Annotated in this window: 14 protein-coding genes; all 14 read right to left on the bottom strand. The window is 59.2% G+C overall.

Going from position 1 to position 17,834, the window contains the following annotated elements; all coding sequences use genetic code 11:
* Positions 1–111: 111 nt before the first annotated feature.
* Positions 112–2,100: an NAD-dependent DNA ligase LigA gene (gene ligA, locus ACMNAY_RS07620; RefSeq protein ID WP_418718987.1), complete on the bottom strand. Its 1,989-nt coding sequence runs from the start codon at positions 2,098–2,100 to the stop codon at positions 112–114.
* A gap of 62 nt (positions 2,101–2,162) precedes the next feature.
* Positions 2,163–2,795, bottom strand: a complete 633-nt coding sequence (locus ACMNAY_RS07615; protein ID WP_418718986.1) for a sporulation protein YunB — start codon at positions 2,793–2,795, stop codon at positions 2,163–2,165.
* 84 nt (positions 2,796–2,879) lie between these two features.
* Positions 2,880–3,872 carry a helix-turn-helix domain-containing protein gene (locus tag ACMNAY_RS07610; RefSeq protein WP_418718985.1) on the bottom strand — a complete coding sequence of 331 codons (993 nt, stop codon included), beginning with the start codon at positions 3,870–3,872 and terminating at the stop codon, positions 2,880–2,882.
* 201 nt (positions 3,873–4,073) lie between these two features.
* Positions 4,074–5,048 carry a 6-phosphofructokinase gene (gene pfkA / locus ACMNAY_RS07605; RefSeq protein ID WP_394966263.1) on the bottom strand — a complete coding sequence of 325 codons (975 nt, stop codon included), beginning with the start codon at positions 5,046–5,048 and terminating at the stop codon, positions 4,074–4,076.
* A gap of 207 nt (positions 5,049–5,255) precedes the next feature.
* Positions 5,256–8,711, bottom strand: a complete 3,456-nt coding sequence (locus tag ACMNAY_RS07600; RefSeq protein ID WP_418718984.1) for a DNA polymerase III subunit alpha — start codon at positions 8,709–8,711, stop codon at positions 5,256–5,258.
* Positions 8,704–9,621, bottom strand: coding sequence for a DNA-binding protein WhiA (whiA, locus tag ACMNAY_RS07595; RefSeq protein WP_394966266.1), 918 nt, complete (start codon positions 9,619–9,621; stop codon positions 8,704–8,706). Before whiA ends, ACMNAY_RS07600 begins: the two co-directional genes overlap by 8 nt.
* Positions 9,622–9,659: 38 nt before the next feature.
* Complete coding sequence (rapZ, locus tag ACMNAY_RS07590; protein WP_394966268.1) at positions 9,660–10,523, bottom strand: RNase adapter RapZ; 864 nt, start codon at positions 10,521–10,523, stop codon at positions 9,660–9,662.
* A gap of 27 nt (positions 10,524–10,550) precedes the next feature.
* Positions 10,551–11,447, bottom strand: a complete 897-nt coding sequence (gene murB, locus ACMNAY_RS07585) for a UDP-N-acetylmuramate dehydrogenase (protein WP_418719046.1) — start codon at positions 11,445–11,447, stop codon at positions 10,551–10,553.
* 44 nt (positions 11,448–11,491) lie between these two features.
* Complete coding sequence (locus tag ACMNAY_RS07580; protein ID WP_394966269.1) at positions 11,492–12,457, bottom strand: ROK family protein; 966 nt, start codon at positions 12,455–12,457, stop codon at positions 11,492–11,494.
* On the bottom strand, positions 12,454–13,203 hold the full coding sequence (locus ACMNAY_RS07575; RefSeq protein ID WP_418718983.1) for a phosphatase: 750 nt from the start codon (positions 13,201–13,203) through the stop codon (positions 12,454–12,456). The genes ACMNAY_RS07580 and ACMNAY_RS07575 overlap by 4 nt, the downstream gene beginning before the upstream one ends.
* 21 nt (positions 13,204–13,224) lie before the next feature.
* Complete coding sequence (gene hprK, locus ACMNAY_RS07570) at positions 13,225–14,157, bottom strand: HPr(Ser) kinase/phosphatase (RefSeq protein ID WP_177521538.1); 933 nt, start codon at positions 14,155–14,157, stop codon at positions 13,225–13,227.
* A gap of 175 nt (positions 14,158–14,332) precedes the next feature.
* On the bottom strand, positions 14,333–15,361 hold the full coding sequence (locus tag ACMNAY_RS07565) for a hypothetical protein (RefSeq protein ID WP_418718982.1): 1,029 nt from the start codon (positions 15,359–15,361) through the stop codon (positions 14,333–14,335).
* Positions 15,358–16,365 carry a GerAB/ArcD/ProY family transporter gene (locus ACMNAY_RS07560; RefSeq protein WP_418718981.1) on the bottom strand — a complete coding sequence of 336 codons (1,008 nt, stop codon included), beginning with the start codon at positions 16,363–16,365 and terminating at the stop codon, positions 15,358–15,360. Before ACMNAY_RS07560 ends, ACMNAY_RS07565 begins: the two co-directional genes overlap by 4 nt.
* Positions 16,355–17,818: a spore germination protein gene (locus ACMNAY_RS07555; RefSeq protein ID WP_394966277.1), complete on the bottom strand. Its 1,464-nt coding sequence runs from the start codon at positions 17,816–17,818 to the stop codon at positions 16,355–16,357. Before ACMNAY_RS07555 ends, ACMNAY_RS07560 begins: the two co-directional genes overlap by 11 nt.
* Positions 17,819–17,834 lie beyond the last annotated feature (16 nt).

Below are 17,834 nucleotides of genomic sequence, written 5' to 3'. Positions count from 1 at the left end.
TTTGTTTCACCGTCCTTTGCTTTCTATGGTATGAGCCCCCGGCGCCGGATAGAACAAAAAGGAGCGTCCGCTCCCTTGGGAACGAACGCTCCTTTTTATCTGTAAAGTTATTCAGCCTTGCAGCATTTGCAGGAACTCCTGTTCGGTGAGAACAGGCACACCCAACTGCTGGGCCTTGGTGAGCTTGGAACCGGCAGCCTCGCCTGCCACCACATAGGCTGTCTTTTTGGAGACGGATCCGCTGGCCTTGCCGCCGTTTTTGACGATGAGCGCCTCGGCCTCGGCGCGTGACATGGTTTCCAGCGTGCCGGTGACCACGACGGTCTTGCCCGCCAGCTTGTCGGTCTTTTCCTCGCCGTGCCAGGTCATGTTCACGCCGGCGCGGCGCAGGCGGTCCACCAGGTCCGCCGTACCCTCCCGGGCGAAAAACTCCACCACGCTCTGGGCCATTACGCCGCCGAATCCGTCAATGGCACTGATCGCCTCGGCGTCTGCAGCCTGCACCGCCTCCATCGAGCCGAAATGCTCCGCCAGCAGCGCGGCGGCCTTGTCGCCGATGTTGCGGATACCAAGGCCAAAGAGCAGCTTATCCAGATTGTTCTCTTTGCTCGCCTCAATGGCCCGCAGCAGATTGTCGGCGCTCTTCTGCTTGAATTTGTCCAGCGTCAGCAGCTGATCGGCAGAAAGGTCATAGAGGTCGGCGGCACAGCGCACATAGCCTTTCTCCACCAGCTGAGCCGCCACCGCTTTGCCCAGACCGTCGATGTCCATGGCCGCACGGGACGCGAAATGGATGAGATTGCGCAGGGTCTGCGCCGGGCACTCGGGGTTGATGCAGCGCAGGGCCGCCTCCCCCTCCAGATGCACCGCTTTTGCGCCGCAGCTGGGGCAGGTGTCCGGCAGGCGGAACGGCGCCGCGCCCTCCTGGGCGTGGGCGGTGACCGCTACCACCTCAGGGATGATATCCCCCGCCTTTCGCACCAGAATGGTGTCGCCGATGCAAACGCCCAGCTGGTCAATGAAGTCCTGGTTGTGAAGGATGGCACGGCTCACGGTGGTGCCTGCCAGCTGCACCGGCTCAAACACCGCCGTGGGGGTGAGCACGCCGGTACGGCCCACCGTCACGTCCACATGCAGCAGCGTGGTGGGCTTCTCCTCCGGCGGATACTTGAAGGCGATGGCCCAGCGGGGGAATTTGTTGGTGCTGCCCAACCGTTCCCGCTGGCTGAAGTCGTCCACCTTGATGACCGCTCCGTCCATATCAAAGGAAAGCTCGCCCCGGCTGCGGCCGATGGCCTCGATCTCGCCGATGGCGTCCTCGATATCAGTAAAACTGTTGTAGCGGGGCGACACCGGGAAGCCCAGCGATTTCACATAGTCCAGGCTCTGGCGGTGACTGGTGATGGCGGGGCCGCCGCGCATCTGCTGGATGTTGAACACAAAGATGGAAAGCCCGCGGCTCGCAGTGATGCTGCTGTCTTTCTGGCGCAGCGAACCGGCGGCGGCGTTTCGGGGATTCTTGAAGGGCTGCTTGTCGCTGAGTTCCTGCTCCTCCACCAGCTTTTCAAAGGCGGCGTGGGACATATAGACCTCGCCCCGCACTTCCAGATATTCCGGCGCGTTTTCCAGCTGCTTGGGAATGTCCGCAATGGTGGCCAGGTTTGCGGTGACGTCTTCGCCCACCACGCCGTCGCCCCGGGTGGATCCGCGCACAAAGCGGCCGTTTTCGTATTCAAGACTCACCGAAAGGCCGTCGATCTTGACCTCCACCACATACAGCGGCTCAAGGCCCTCGCCCCGCACCCGGCGGTCAAACTCCCGCAGTTCGTCAAAGCTGAAGGCGTCCTGCAGGCTCTCCATCTTGACCTGGTGGGTCACCTTGGCAAACCGGCCGGAGGGCGCTCCGCCTACCTTCTGAGTAGGCGAATCCGGCGTGACCAGCTGGGGGAATTCCGCCTCCAGCGCTTTGAGTTCCCGGGTCAGAGCGTCGTATTCATAGTCCTCCAGTTCGGGGGCGTCCTGTTCATAATAAAGGCGATTGTTGCGTTCGATCACCTGCCGAAGGGCGGCGACACGCGCCTTTGCCTGTTCCAGTTCCATGTTTTTCACCTCTGCAAAAGCCGCCCGCAGACGGCTGGTCGTCTCGGGTTATTATACCACAATCAGGCTGCCCCTTCTACATAAAATTGAGGTGTCTGGCCAACGATCAGCAGCTGCGACACGCAGATGGTGCTCTCGGCGGTGGTCTCCACCTGCATCCCCGCCAACACCGCGCAAAGCTGCACCGAAAACACCAGGTCCGTTTGCAGTTTGGTCTGGTTCACTCCCGCGGAGGTAAAGGAGGTCTCTACCCGAGTCTCCACGTGTGAAAGGGGAATTACCTTTACATTAACATCCGGGCCGCGTCCGGAAAAGAGCTGCAGGCCCAGCAGCGTGCCCAGTGGAACGGAGAAATCTGCCGCCCCCTCCTCCATCGACTGGGTCAGATCGCTCTCCAGCATGTATTGGAGCTGCGCAAGGCGGGAGGCGTCGGCCTCGGCGCTCTGCACCCGGCCTGCCGAATCATATTGAAGAAGATAGAGATCTTCCAGCAGTTCCGGCGTATCCCGCAAGCAGTCCGCCACCGCCGACTGCATCCAGCGCACCGCACGCTCCTTACACTCATATTCCGCCATCACCCGGGCTACCGGGCGTATCTTTTGTTCCAGCTTCACAAGGCTGAACACGAGCAGCGCAGCCAAAAGCAGAACGCACAGGCCGAACCTGCTTCTTTTCTGTTTTTTGACGTCTTTCACAAACCCGCGCCGCTGCATGAACTCTCCCCCATTTTACCTTTTTCTCTTAAAAAGATATTCAAAGGGGGACAAAAACGTGAAAATTCAGGATTCCGAATCTTCGCTGCGCCAAAGAGTCAAACGAAGAATACCGTCCAGCGCGGCATACAACACCCCGGCCAGCGGCCAGACAACCCAGGTGATCGCCCAGTGGCCGCTCAGAAAACTCCAGCCAAGATAGATCGCTACGGCAAGGGACCAATAAGCCCGGGCAACAGCCTCTTTCGCGCCGTTTTTTTCTTTTTCACAATAGGCGTAGTCCGCTTCCTGGAGGAGTTTTGCCATGCTGGCCCAGCGCACGCCGCACAAAATGAATAAAACCACGCCGACAGCGGCCAGCAGGATGGTCAGGCACAAGAGCAGGACCGTTGGGAACAGGTCGCCTTTGAGCAGGATGCTCAAAAACAGCGGAATGATCGAAAGGATGCAAATGCAGGTGGCCACAATGTTGCAGGCCGCATAGGTGCCGCGGTAATTTTTCTTTTTCTCAGTCACCATGCCATGTACGCCATATTCCGTCTCAAAGGGCTCGCTGTCGATGAATTCATAGGGGGCGTTTTTAAAGCCGCACCAGATAAAGAGTGACACACCTGCGGCTACCAGCACCACAAGAGCACACAACCCGGCAGCACCGGCGATCTCCTCCGTAATGCCGGCAACGCCTGCATCCGAAGCAGCCCCAAGCATAAGAAGCGGAATGAGGGAAACAATGCAGAGAAATGTGCCTGCAGCAATGACCTCAGCGGCTTTTCGGCGCCAATGCAAAAACTCCTGAGCCTGTGCAAGGGTAATGCGCTTTACACTTGTTTCTCCCCCGCCCGGAGTGTATTCTTCCAGTTCCAGCTCGTCTTTCAAAAGATAATCAGTGGTCACACCGAACAGCGCGCTCAGCTGGAGAAGCTTTTCCAGTTCAGGTACAGTCTGCGCGCTTTCCCATTTGGACACCGCCTGGCGGGAGACATTCAGCTTTTCCGCAAGCTCTTCCTGGGACCAGCCATTTTTCTTTCGTAGGCGAATCAGTTTGTCGGCAAAAATCATCGCTTGTTCCTCCATGTTTTGAGTGCGGTGCGGCGTTTTAGGCCGCCCGTCTGAGTCAAGCATACCCGAAATCATGGTTGCGCACCACCAAACGGCGGCTTGAAATTTGTCAACCCGGGGTTGCGCACTGCAGAAAGTATGGGATGCACAGGAAAAGAAAAACGGGCTCGCCGCACAGGGCGAGCCCGAAAGGACAAATTATCAGATGGAGATGGTCTCCGCAACATCCAGCAGGGTGGTGTCGATGCTCTTGTGCATAGACAGCGCCACGTTGATGTCGTAGTCAACGATCTTGTCGGCAGAAACAGCCACAACACGGTTGAAGATACCCTTTTCCAGCAGGATGACCGCCTGATAGCCCATGCGGGAAGCGGTGACGCGGTCCCGCAGACTGGGAGAGCCGCCACGCTGTACATGGCCCAGAACGGTAGCACGGGAGTCGATGCCGGTGCGGGCCTGGATCTCATTGGCCAGATCCTGGGCATGCCCGACGCCTTCAGCAACGATTACGATGAAGTGCTTTTTGCCGGTTTTCTGGGTGAATTGCATCCGATCCAGAATATCCCGCTCCAGATCGTAGGGACGCTCGGGAATCAGGGTGGCGATGGCGCCGGTGGCAATGCCCACGTTCAGGGCGATGTAGCCGGCGTTGCGGCCCATGACCTCCACAACACTGCAGCGGTCGTGGCTCTGGGTAGTATCACGCAGCTTATCCACCATCTCTACTGCGGTATTCATGGCAGTATCATAGCCAATGGTGTACTCGCTGCAGGCGATGTCGTTGTCAATGGTGCCGGGAATACCGATGCAGGGGATCCCCAGATTGGCAAGAGCCTTTGCACCGCGGAAAGAACCGTCGCCGCCGATGACCACCAGCGCATCGATGCCCAGCTTCTTGCACATTTCGGCGCCCTTTTTCTGCCCCTCTTCAGTCTTGAACTCAAGGCAGCGGGCGGTGTACAGAACAGTGCCGCCGCGGTGGATGATTTCCGAAACGCTGCGCAGGTTCATCTCATAGGTCTCGCCGTTCAACAGGCCGTTGTAACCGCGTTCAATACCGATCACACGCATGCCGTGGCTAAGGGCGGTACGCACAACGGCGCGCACAGCAGCGTTCATGCCGGGTGCATCGCCGCCGCTGGTAAGTACGCCAATCGTCTTGACTTCCTTTGCCATAAAAAAGCCCCCCAAAAAACGATTCTAATATCAAAAACTGCATGTCTCCGCTGCATAAAAAACCGCAGAGACGCAACTGTGGATTACCACAGGGCTATTATACCATCGGTGCAACAAAAACGCAAAAGAAAGATGGGGCCAAATGTTCACAAATTTTGCCATACTGACCTCAATCAAATTGTGCGAATGGCTTTATCAAGCGTTTTTTCACTTGAAGGCCACGTTTTCGTCGCCCAGGATGCGTTTCAGCTCACTCGTCAAAAGTTCATGTTCCATGCTCCACAGATTCCGAGGCGCGAGGGTAAGCTGAGCCCGATCCTCGAAATAGATATACACCGGAAGCTGCCCCTCAAAGATAGAAAGCAGATTTTCCACCTTGGCAAACTGCGGGCTGCTCTGGCTGGGGACCTTGAGATACATCCCCTTGCGGGCCGTTTTTTCCTTTGCCGGACGCGGCGCGTTCGGAGCAGACGGCGAATACTCATCGATGAGGGTGATGCGCTCCGCCACCAGCTTGGCGTTTTCTTCTTCTTTCACCGAAACCCGCCCGTTTATCACCACCACAGCGTTGTCCTGCAGGGCGCTGCGGCAGTCCGCCAGCACTTTGGGGAACACAATGATCTCCATGGTGCCGCTCAGATCTTCCACGTTGGTGAAAGCCATCATGGTATTGGAGCGTGTGGTCATGAACTTGGTCTTGATGACCGCGCAGACGATGTTCACATGTTTGCCGTCGTAGCGGCGGGCTTCCTCCCCCATCAGGTCAGCAATGCGGCAAGCCCCGATCTTCTGGATCTGCTGACGGTAGCCGTCCAGCGGGTGACCGGAAAGGTACAGACCGCTGACCTCCTTTTCCATCTTCAGCAGTTCGGACAGGCTGAATTCGCCGTGGTCCTCGATGTGGAAGTCCTCCCCTGCGCCGGTGCTCGTGTCGGACATCTGGCTGAACAGATCCAACTGCCCCTCCACGTTGCGGCCCACGTCGGTCTCCACACTCTTGAAGATAGCGTCCACGTTTTCCAGCATGGCCTTACGGCTGACGCCGGTCTCGTCGAACGCACCGCATTTGGCAAGGCTCTCCGCCGCGCGGCGGTTCAGCTCCTGCCCGTGCAGACGGCGGCAGAAGTCATAGAGCGAAGCAAAAGGCTTTTCCTTGCGCTCCCGCACCACGGCGGCAATAAGGTTTCGGCCCACGTTTTTGGTAGCGTTCAGCCCGAAGCGGATGCTCTTGCCGTCCACGGTAAAGCCGCCGTCACTGACGTTGATGCTGGGCGGCAGCACCTTAATTCCCAGCCGCTGGCATTCGCCGGTGTACTCGATGACCTTGTCGGTGTTGTCCAGCACACTGGTGAGCAGCGCCGCCATGAACTCGCTGGGATAGTGGCATTTAAGGTAGGCGGTCTGGAAGGCCACGTAGGCATAGCAGGCCGCGTGGGATTTGTTGAAGGCGTAGGACGCAAAGCTGCTCATATCGTCGAAGATATCGTTGGCAGCCTGCTCGCTGATGCCGTTGGCGGCGCAGCCGGTAACGAAGTGCTGGCGCTCCTTCTCCATGACGTCGTGCTTTTTCTTGCTCATGGCACGGCGCACCAGGTCTGCCTGGCCCAGCGTGAATCCCGCAAGCTCACGGCAGATCTGCATCACCTGCTCCTGGTAAACGATGCAGCCGTTGGTCACATCCAGGATATGGGCCAGTTGCGGAGTCTTATAGCGCACTTTGTCCGGCTCGTGGCGGTTGCGCAGATAGGTGGGGATGGAGTCCATGGGGCCCGGTCGGTAAAGACTGATGAGGGCGATGATGTCCTCCAGATTCTTCGGCTGCAGCCCGGTGAGCACCTGCTTCATGCCGGTGCTTTCCAGCTGGAACACGCCCTCCGTCTCGCTGCGGCCCAGCATCTCATAGGTGGCCGCGTCGTCGTAAGAGATGTTGTCCATGGAAAAGTCCGGCTGGCGGCGGCGCACCATCTCTTCGGCATTTTTGATGACCGTGAGGGTGCGCAGGCCCAGAAAGTCCATTTTCAGAAGGCCCAGTTCCTCGATGGTGGTCATGGTGAACTGAGTCACCGGCACACCGTCGTTGGAGGCCAGCGGCACATACTCGTTTGCCGCCTCGCGGGTAATGACCACGCCCGCCGCATGGGTGGAGGCATGGCGGGGCATGCCCTCGATTTTAATTGCCGTATCGATGAGTTCCTTCACCTGGGCGTCCGCCTCGTACTGGGCTTTCAGCTCCGGCGAGACCTCCAGCGCCCGGTTCAGGGTCATCTTCAGCTCCATGGGCACCATTTTGGAGACGGCATCCACCTGAGCGTAGGGCATACCCAGCACCCGGCCCACGTCCCGGATGGCCGCACGAGCCGCCATGGTCCCGAAGGTGATGATCTGGGCCACATGGTCGTGGCCGTATTTCTCGTTCACATAGTCGATGACCTCCTGCCGGCGCTCATAGCAGAAGTCCACGTCGAAGTCGGGCATGCTCACCCGTTCGGGGTTCAGAAAGCGCTCAAACAGAAGGTTGTAACGGATGGGGTCGATGTTGGTGATGCCCACGCAGTAGGCCGCAAGGCTGCCCGCGCCGCTGCCGCGGCCGGGGCCCACAGGGATGCCCTGCTGCTTTGCATAGTTGATGAAATCGAAGACGATGAGGTAATAGTTGGTGTAGCCCATGCGGCGGATAACGTCGATCTCATATTCCAGCCGCTGACGCATCTCATCGGCCACGCCGTCACCGTATCGGCGGACAAGGCCCTCCCTGCAGAGCTTTTCAAAATAGGCCTGGTTCTCCATGCCGTCGGGCGCTTCGAAATAAGGCAGCTTGGTGACGCCGAACTCAAAATCGAAGTTGCACATCTCGGCGATCTTGACCGTGTTCTCGCAGGCGTCCGGCGCAATGGAAAACAGGTCGTACATCTCCTCGGTGCTTTTGAGATAGAATTCGTCCGTCTCAAATTCCAGCTTGTCCGCGTCCTGCACAGTCTTGCCGGTCTGGATGCAGATGAGGATGCTCTGCATCTTGCTGTCCTCCTTGCGGAGGTAATGGGCGTCGTTTGTGGCCACCAGAGGGATACCCGTCTCCCGGGAAAGCCGGATGAGCAGCGGCAGGACCTGCTGCTGCGCGTCGATGCCGTGGTCCTGGATCTCGATAAAGAAATTTCCCTGACCGAAAAGCTCATTGAAATAGAGCGCGGTGGCCTTTGCCTTGTCGTAGTCCCCCGCCAGCAGCGCCTGCGGGATCTCGCCCGCAAGGCAGGCAGAAAGACACACCAGGCCCTCGTGATGCTGCTCCAGCAGCTCCTTGTCCACGCGGGGCTTGGAGTAAAATCCCTCGATGAAGCCGGCAGAGACCAGCTTAATGAGGTTTTTATAGCCAGTCTCATTTTTGCACAGCAGCACCAGATGGTTGGAGCCGTCGATGCGGTTCACTTTGTCGAACCGGGAACGGGTGGCCACATAGACCTCGCAGCCGATGATGGGTTTTACGCCGGCCTTTTTCGCGGCCTTGTAAAAATCCACACAGCCGTACATCACGCCGTGGTCGGTGATGGCAATGGCGGTCTGCCCCAACTCCTTGAGGCGGTCGAACATCCGGTCGATGCGGCAGGCGCCGTCCAGAAGGCTGTATTCCGTGTGCACATGCAGATGCACGAATTGCTTTTCAGACATCGTTTCTCCTTTGCCGCAGTTCGTCGGCCAGATGTTCCAGCTTTTTCAGCCGGTGGGAAAGACCCGACTTGCTGATGGGCTCCGGGCTTTTTTCCACAAGCTGTGCCAGCGACAGGTCCGGCCAGTCCAGCCGCAGCTGCGCCGCCTGCCGCAGCGGGGCGGGCAGCGCGTCGAAGTCGCCCTTTTGCTGTAAGTACTCGATGGCTTTTTTCGCCGCCACATTGGCGGTGACCACCTTGTCGATGTTGGCCATCTCGCAGTTGTTCAGGCGGTTTGTCTTATTCCGCAGTTCTTTGAACATCTTGTGGTCCATGATCTGCATGGCCGCACCGCCCGCGCCCATAAATGTGAGCAGGTCAGCCACCTGCTCGCTGGCTTTAACGTAAATAACATTCACCCCTTTGCGCACCGTGCGCCGGGGAGTAAATTCGTGCTCCGCCAAAATGCCTTCAAGGTCTTTGGCCAGGTTATAGCGCGGGCACAGGAATTCCAGATTGTACTCTTTGCTTGGGTCGGTCATGGTGCCGCAGCAAAGGAAGGCCGACGCCACAAAGGCGGAAAAACAATGCCCGCAGCGAATGAGCCGGGGATCGATGTGGCGGCTGACCTGTTCCTCCTCACAGTGGAACAGCGCCAGCATCTTTTCCACCTCCGCCGGCTCGTCGATTTTGAATTCATAGAGCGGCCCGCTGGGCCGTTCCTTGACAATGATCTCGCCGTGCAGCCCGCAGATGCTGAAAAGCCTCTTTGCATACTGCGCCACGCCCGGGAGCTCGGTGTGAAGCACAAGGCCTTTACTATCGAAATACCGGCCAAAGCAGGCGATTCCGTAGCTTGCGGCCAGGGCACAGCACTCCCGGGTGATCTTTTTCTGCACGATCTCGTTTTTTACATCCTGAGAAAAGCTCATGCCTTGCACCTCCTTTCAAAACAATGGAACTCCGCCGCTCAGGAAGTGCGGCCCGCGTCCCGGTGATGGAGCGCAGGATGATACCCCTGTTCCTCGCAGAACTTGCCGATCATGCGGGCAAAGGTGATGGAACGGTGTTTGCCGCCGGTGCAGCCCACTGCAATGGTCAGCTGGCTTTTGCCCTCTTTGACATACAGCGGCAGCGAATACTCCAGCATCGACTGGATGCGGCGCAGCAGCTCTTTCGATTCTTCGAACCCCATCACATAGTCCACCACTGCCTGGTCGAGGCCGGTCAGGGGTTTAAGCTCCGGGACATAAAACGGATTCGGCAGGCAGCGCACGTCCAAAACGATGTCTGCTTCCTTCGGCAGGCCGTATTTGAAGCCAAAGGAGACAATGTTCAGCACCATGCCTGCCTTTTCTTCCTGCAAGAAAAGGCTGCAGATGCGCTCTTTGTTCTGCGCGGGCGACAAGAGCGAGGTGTCCAGCACAAAATCCGCCCGTTCAAAGAGGGGGTGAAGCACTTCCCGTTCCATGGCGATGGCCCGGGCGGTGGGCACCCCTTCATAGCTCGTCAGCGGATGGATGCGCCGCGTTTCTTTATAACGCCGCTGGAGGATCTCATCGGAGCAGTCCAGGAACAGGATGCGGTAGTCAACTCCGCATTCGTCCAGACCGTCCAGCGCTTCCTCCACGTCGGCGGCGCTGCGGCAGCCCCGCACATCCAGCACAACGGCCACCTTTTGCAGCATATTCTCGCCCTGCTGGGCAAAATCCACAAGGCGGGGCATCAGCCCCGCCGGAATGTTGTCGATGCAGAAATAGCCGATGTCCTCCAGCACGTTCATCGCCAGCGACTTGCCGGCGCCCGACAGGCCGGTCACGATCAAAAGTTCCATCTTCGCTCTACCCTTTTTCCGCGCGGTTCATTCCACCACGCGTATCTCTTTTTCCAGCGTGTAGCCGGTCTGTTCCTTCACAGTCCTGCAAACACGGTCCGCCAGTGCAAGAACATCGGCGCAGGTGGCCCCGCCCAGATTCACGATGAATCCGCAATGCTTTTCGCTGATGGCGGCGCCGCCCACCCGTGCGCCCCGCAGGCCGCACTGCTGGATCAGCGCGCCGGCGAAGGCGCCCTGAGGCCGTTTGAACGCACTGCCGGCGCTGGGGTATTCCAGAGGCTGCTTTTCCACCCGGCGGGCCATCAGCTCCTGCATGGCGGCCTCGATCTCCTCGCGTTTGCCCGGAGAAAGGCGCAGTTCGGCGCTGAGCACACACCAGCCGGTGCGCTCAAAAATGCTGGTGCGGTAGCCCAGTTTCAGTTCGCCGGCGGGCAGCGTGCGCACCGCGCCGTTTTCATCCAGGAAGGTCACGCTTGCAAGCACATCCCGCATCTCGCCGCCGTAAGCACCGGCGTTCATGTACACCGCGCCGCCCACGCTGCCGGGAATTCCAAAGGCAAATTCCAGGCCCGAGAGCCCCCGGGCCGCCGCGGCCTTGCACAATGTGTTCAGCCCCAAACCCGCAGGAGCGCGGACGACATCGCCCTCAAAGCAGGGCTCGCCGCTTATGGCGGCAGTGCTGAGCACAACGCCGTCGAATCCGGCATCAGCGAACAGGATGTTCGAGCCCTTGCCCAAAATGTAGCTGCGAACGCCGTGGGCACGGCACAGTTCCGCCGCGCGGGCCATCTGACCGGCGTCGGCCGGGGTACAGAACACCTTGGCCGGGCCGCCGATGCGAAAACTGGTGTGCTTCGACAGCGGTTCTTCGCAGAGAAAATCAATGGATGCGTCCTTCAATGCCTGACACAGGGCCTGCATCTGCTCCACAGGGATCAGCCTCCGAACAATGTTTTTTGCTTATTTCAGGTCTTGACCTGATCGCCCAGCCGGGCAGCGCCCACCACACCGGCATCGTTGAACAGCTCGGCGGATTTGATCTTGACACGGCGCTTGCCGTCGCGGGCGTAGTCCTCCCAGTCCACCTGACGGCGCACCGGGCCCAGCAGGGTCTCACCCTCGCGGGAGACGCCGCCGCCAATGCAGATGATCTCCGGCTGGAAGATGTTGATGACGTTGGTCAGGCCGCAGGCGATGTACTCCACGTACTTGTCGATCAGCCGCTTGGCCAGTTCGTCGCCGGCACGCATGCCTTCAAAGGCGGTCTTGGCGTTGGTGTTGTTCACATCGCCGTCCACCAGCTTCCACATCATGTTGTCCGGATGAGACAGCAGAGCGGCCTTGGTGTCTTCGGTGAGCGCGCGGGCGGAGGCGTACTTCTCCCAGCAGCCGTTGCGGCCGCACATGCAGGGACGGCCGTCCTTCTGGATGACCATATGGCCCAGCTCCGCGCCGGCGTAGTTGAAGCCGGCAAAGATCTTGCCGTCGATGATGATGCCGCCGCCGATACCGGTGCCCAGAGTGATGACCACGGCATAGCGGGCGCCCTTTGCGCCGCCGGCTATGTATTCGCCGTAGGCCGCCGCGTTGGCGTCGTTTTCAATGAACACCTGACAGGGCAGCAGCTCCTCCATGTGCTTCTGCAGCTCCCAGTCGCGGTAGCCGAAGTTTGCGTTGAAGTCCACCACACCCAGCTGGCTGTTCACGCTGCCGGGAGTGCCGATGCCCACCCACAGAATGTCATCGAAAGACAGCTGGTTTTCCTCCAGCACCCGCTTGCACAGGTCCGCAATTTTCTTTTCGATGACCTCCTGCGGCTGAGGCAGCTCAGTGGCGCAGGTAGATTTTGCAATGATGTGGCAATCTTCATCCACAATGCCGGCAGTAATGGTGGTGCCGCCCAAGTCGACGCCGATGGTATATTTTTTCATAATGATCCTCCTATACGTTCCGCAACAGATTTGCTGTGCTGTTTCAGTTCTTCCAGAAGCCGGCGGGGAGATGCGTTGACCACCAATTCTTCAGGGAAGTCAATCTCCTCCAAAAGACGGACAAGATGCCCCACTCCCGCCTGCATCTGATAAATGGAATGGGCGTCGGTGTTCAGCGCGATCGGGCAGCCCGCTTTTTTGCAGGCCAGCGCCAGCGCTTTCATATTCCCCGCCCCCTCCGGGCGCACCGCCCAGGAATTACCATTCAGTTCCACCACTTTGTGGTGTTCGGCAAATGCCCGGGCGACCCTTTCATAATCATACACGTGCTTCGCCTGTTCCGAATGACCGATCATATCCACCACGGGATTTTCGGCGACCTTCAGCCACAGGTTCGTGGCTTGTTTCACCGTGAGCGTGCCGGGCAGGCAGTCGGAATGAATGGAGGCGATGACCCAGTCGAGCCCGGCCAGAAAATCGGAGGGAAGGTCCAGAGTGCCCTCCAAATCCGTCACGTTGGCCTCCGCCCCTTTCAGCACCGGGATGCCTTCCAGCACGTCCGGCAGGCGGCGCAGATTGTAGAAATACCAGAGATGGGGCGAGTCCGGCATGGCCGGCCCGTGGTCGGTCACAGCGATGGCGCAATGCCCCATTTCCTTTGCAGCCCGCGCCATCTCGGTGATGGTGTTGAAGGCATGGTTGGACACAAGTGTGTGCGTGTGCAGGTCTGCAATGAGGCGATACAAAATTCTATGCTTCCTTTCCCCTTAAATGCCCACATCGTCCTCAAGACCGAGGCGGGCAAGCAGCTCTTTGGCCGCGTTATACCCCATCTTTTTCTGGCGGTTGTTGATGGCCGCCGTTTCCAGAATGACTGCAAGGTTTCGGCCGGGCATGACCGGGATCACCGTGCAGGGGATCTGCACGCCCAGAATGTCATAGGTGTCGTTTTCCAGACCGGTGCGGTCATAGTTCTTGGTTTTGTCCCAGGGCTCCAGCTGGACCACAAGGTCCACCCGTTCGCTCACTTTGACCGCGCCGATACCGAACACACGGGCCACGTTGACGATGCCGATGCCCCGCAGCTCGATAAAATGGCGGATGTTTTCCGGTGCGGTGCCAACGATGGTGCGGTTGGAAGTTTTGCGCAGCTCCACCGCGTCGTCTGCCACCAGACGGTGGCCGCGCTTCACCAGCTCCACGGCGGTCTCGCTCTTGCCGACGCCGCTGTCGCCCAGGATCAGGATGCCTTCGCCGTAGACCTCGACGAACACGCCGTGACGGGTCACGCGGGGGGCCAGCTCCACGTTCAGGATGTTGATGAGGGAGCTGAGCAGCGTGGATGTGCTCTCGGTGGAAACCAGCAGCGGCACCTCATACTGACGGGCAAATTCCAAAAATTCCGGCAGAACTTCCAGCCCGCGGCTGATGATGACGGCAGGCGGCTTCAGCGAAAGCATCTTCTCCAGATGCCGGCGTCGGTCGGCCTCGGGCAGCTCCTTCAGGTAGGAGATCTCCACCATGCCGCAGATCTGGATCCGGCTCGCGTCAAAATACTGGTAGTACCCCGCCAGCATAATGCCCGGACGGTTCACGTCCGCCGTATAGATGGGGATGTCGGAGAGTTCTTTCGGGGCGTAGATGGTATCCATTTTCAAGGTGGCCGCAAGTTCACTTAACGGTACGGAAAACGCTGGCATAAGAACACCCTTTCTCTTTGATTCGCAGCCTCCGGACGCAGCAGAGCCTGTCCCCCGTCTTTCCCTGGCGGCACAGCTTTGCCCGCCGGACTGCATACATATGATATTATATAATATACAGCCCGGATTGGCAATTTCCAATCCGGGCAAAATTGATTTTTCTCCGGGTGCATTTTTATACCATTCGCAGCAGACAATGAAATTTGACCGTTCCCGGCCGAGCGAGGCGGCCGTCGGATCCCATGGCCCGGCAGAGGCCCTCGTCCAGATTCGCCAATCGGCTGCTCAGAAGAAACACGTCGTTGCCCCGGCCCAGCGTGTCAGCCACAAGCTCTTCCAGCAGGACCCGCACTTCTTTGTCGATGGCCTGTTCCAGCCCTTTGTCTTTCCCCGGAAGCGCCGCGCCTTCCGGGCTGACGAGCCGATGGATGGCGCCGCTGAAATTCACCGCAAGCTCCATTCCCTGCTCGCTGTAGGAAGGCTGAAAGCGCAGCTTGGGTGAGCGAAGCTGAAAGCTCACCGAGAGCGGCTCCAGCGTGAGTTCCAGCGCGTCCGCCTGCCCCGCCAGCAGCCGGGCAAGCTGCGCTTTTGCCCCCTTCCAGACGGCATCCGGCGTCCCGTCTTTGTAAAGCGTCAGCTTTTCAAAGGACGCACTCCCCTCTTTCACCGACAAACCGGGGATAAGCCCGCAGTCAGAGTCCGCGCCGAACTGATAAAGATAGGTTTTGAAGATGCCGCGCTTTTCCAGCTGCTGCACGCTGCACAGAAAATCCGTCCCCTTTTCCTGTAGCTGCTCAAATCCGGCGGGGTCGGTGTCCAGGCCGTAGACCGCCATGTTCGGCCGTCCGCTGGTGTTGCTGGCAAGATAACGGCAGGCGTCGAACGCTCCCTCCTCCATCAAGCCGGGCCCGATGAACAAAAGTTCGCCCTGTCCGTAGAAAAGCCGCCGGCTTTCGCTTTGTTCCGCGTTCAGCATCGCTTCGTACACGGTGTCGCCGCTGCCCGAAAGGCATAGAGCCTGTTCGCTCACCTGGCCTGTGTCCGCATTGGGCGCAGCGTCCAGCACCAGGAGCCGCGCTTCGAACCGCGTTTCCTTTTCCACGTAAATTGCTTTCACCGGCACCCTGTCGCTCAGGCCGCTGCCGGAACAGCCTGTCAGCAAAGCCGCTCCCAGCAGCAGCCCTAAAACCAACCATCGCTTCATGGGGCCTTCCTCCTCTCCCGGAAAAACCGTTGCAGCGGCACAGTCAGCAGTGCCAGCGCCAACAAACATTGTTGCACGATCAGCGCCAGCGATTCATTTTGGTTCCACACCGCCAGAAATACCACCATAACGGCAGCCAGCGCGATCCAGTAAGGGCAATGTCCTTTACACGGCTTTGCGTTACGCCACAGTTTCACAAATGCGGCAAAATACAGGCTGATCTTGATGAGGAACAGCAGCAGCCATACCCCCACATGGAGCGCGTCCAGCCGGCGGAACACTGAGAGCCCGCCCAGACGCGCGATGGTGTACACCGGCTGGGTCTCGCTGGTATACGCGGCCCCCAGAGTCATCTCACCCAAAAGGGCAAGCAGGCTGTCCGCCAGGAACACGGCCCCGATCATTTTTGCCGCGTCCCGTCCGCTGCCCCCGCTCCGGGACAAAAAAGGCAGCAAAATCAGTTCCGGCGGCAGATAAAAACGCGTTACGGCAAGCCCGGCCAGCGTTTTGATATCTGTTTCGGGCGTTTGAAGATGGCTGAACTGCATCTGCCCCGCCACCGACCACCCCAGCGCCAGAACGGAGACTGCCGCCAGCGTCAGTACCGGCCAGGCCGCCCGTCCCAGCGCCTGTACACCGGCAAACGCACCATAATATGCCGCACCGAACACCAGGATGAGGAACAGCAGCGCCGGAAGCTGCTGCTGCATCACGTAGTTGTAAAAACGCTCCCCCTGAATGACCTCCAGCGCAACGGAGAGCACCAGCGCACCGCACAAAAGCAGCGAGAGCATCGGGCCGGGCCGCTGTCTGCCGCACCAGCGGAGGTACACGAGCATCACTGCGCACAGCAGAGCAAACCGCAGCGCGCCCGACAGGATGGCCGTCCGGGCAGGAAGGACCTCGATTTGCCGCCCAAAGGGCTGAATGAAGCTGTCGGTCAAAAAGGCGGCAAGCACCAGCGTTGCCGCCTGCTTTTGTTCAAAAAGCGACTCACGATCCATAGTTTTCTTCTCCACCGGGCAGGTCGTTCACATCGAAGGGGCGGCTTGCCAGCCGCTGCCAGGGCATGCGCACAAGGCCGTCCCGCAGGGCGCCCCGCCCAAAGGGTATCAGCGGCGAAGTGTAAGGCACGCCGAAGGAGTGCATGCCGCAGATGCTCACCAGCATCAGAAAGAACATCGTCACAAGGCCGAACGGCCCGAACAAACCGCCTGCCAGCACAAACAGCACCCGCAGCACGGTGGCCGGTTCGTACAGCGACGGAATGACAAAGATGGAAATGGTGGTCAGTGCCGCCACGATGAGCACCGGCGTGCTCATGATACCCGCCTTTGTGGCTGCATCGCCCACGATGAGGGCCGCCACAAGGCTCACCGAGTGGCCGATGGGCTTTGGCAGCCGCAGGCCGGCCTCCCGGATGATCTCCAACAGGACGATGACCAGCATCATCTCCATGAACAGTGGCAGCGGCGTTGCGGTCGCCGCCGCTGTTACTTTATAAAGCAGTTCCGGCGGGAACAGCTCCGGTGTGTACTCCGCAATGGAGACAAACACCCCCGGCAGCAGCACCGACAGAAAAAAAGCCGTATACTTGAGCAGTCGAACGGCGCTGGCAAAGTAGGCCTTGCCGGCGTAATCGTCCAGACTTTGAAAGTTTTCGTTGAAGAAGTAGGGCACGATCATCGCGAAGGGGCTTGCGTTCACAAGCACAATGATTTTTCCCTCGCATATCTTGGCGGCGGCAGTGACCGGCCGCTCGGTGTAGCCCACCTCCTGAAAAAAGCTGAAGCTGCCCCGGTGAAGATAGGGCGCGAGATATCCGCTGTCGAACAGCACGGGCAGATCCACCGACTTCAGCTTTTTCTCGATGGCGGCGACAAACTCCGGCTTCGCCAGGGTGCGGTCGTACAGCATGGCCACTTCGGTGCCGGTGCGTTCGCCGGCCGGGAAAATTTTCGTTGTGAGGCCTTCGGTGCGAACCAGCCGCCGCACAAGGCTGACATTGATGCGCAGCAGGTCACAAAAGCCTTCCCGGGAGCCACGGATGTCTCCCTCGCCGGAAGGCTCCTGTACCGAGCGGAACTGCATATTCTGCGTGGAAAGAACAATCGCTTTACGGCAGCCGTCAATGAGCATCACCGTTGTTCCCGCGGTCAGCTGGGTGCGCAACGCATCGAAATCCTCCACCGGTGTGTTCTCCACCGGCAGGTCGGTCTGATTTTGAATGTAATCGAACAGTTCCAGCCCGTTCGCCGGCTCAAACCGGGTCTCGTTGAGCATGGAGAGCATCACCACCCACAGCCGCTCCAGGGTGGAAAGGCCCTCGAAAAAGCACAGGCAGCAGGGCACGCCACGCACGTTGACGGTTTTTGCATACAGGTCGACGGAATTGCCAAACATCTCTTTCAGACGGGCGATGTTTTCGCCCAGCGAAGGGGTCAGGGGCATCGGCATCGTTTTTCACCTCGCC

This window comes from Candidatus Allofournierella merdipullorum, from assembly GCF_048426865.1.
Taxonomy (GTDB): Bacteria; Bacillota; Clostridia; order Oscillospirales; family Ruminococcaceae; genus Allofournierella_A; species Allofournierella_A merdipullorum.
This window is presented reverse-complemented; position numbering and strand designations above follow the sequence as displayed.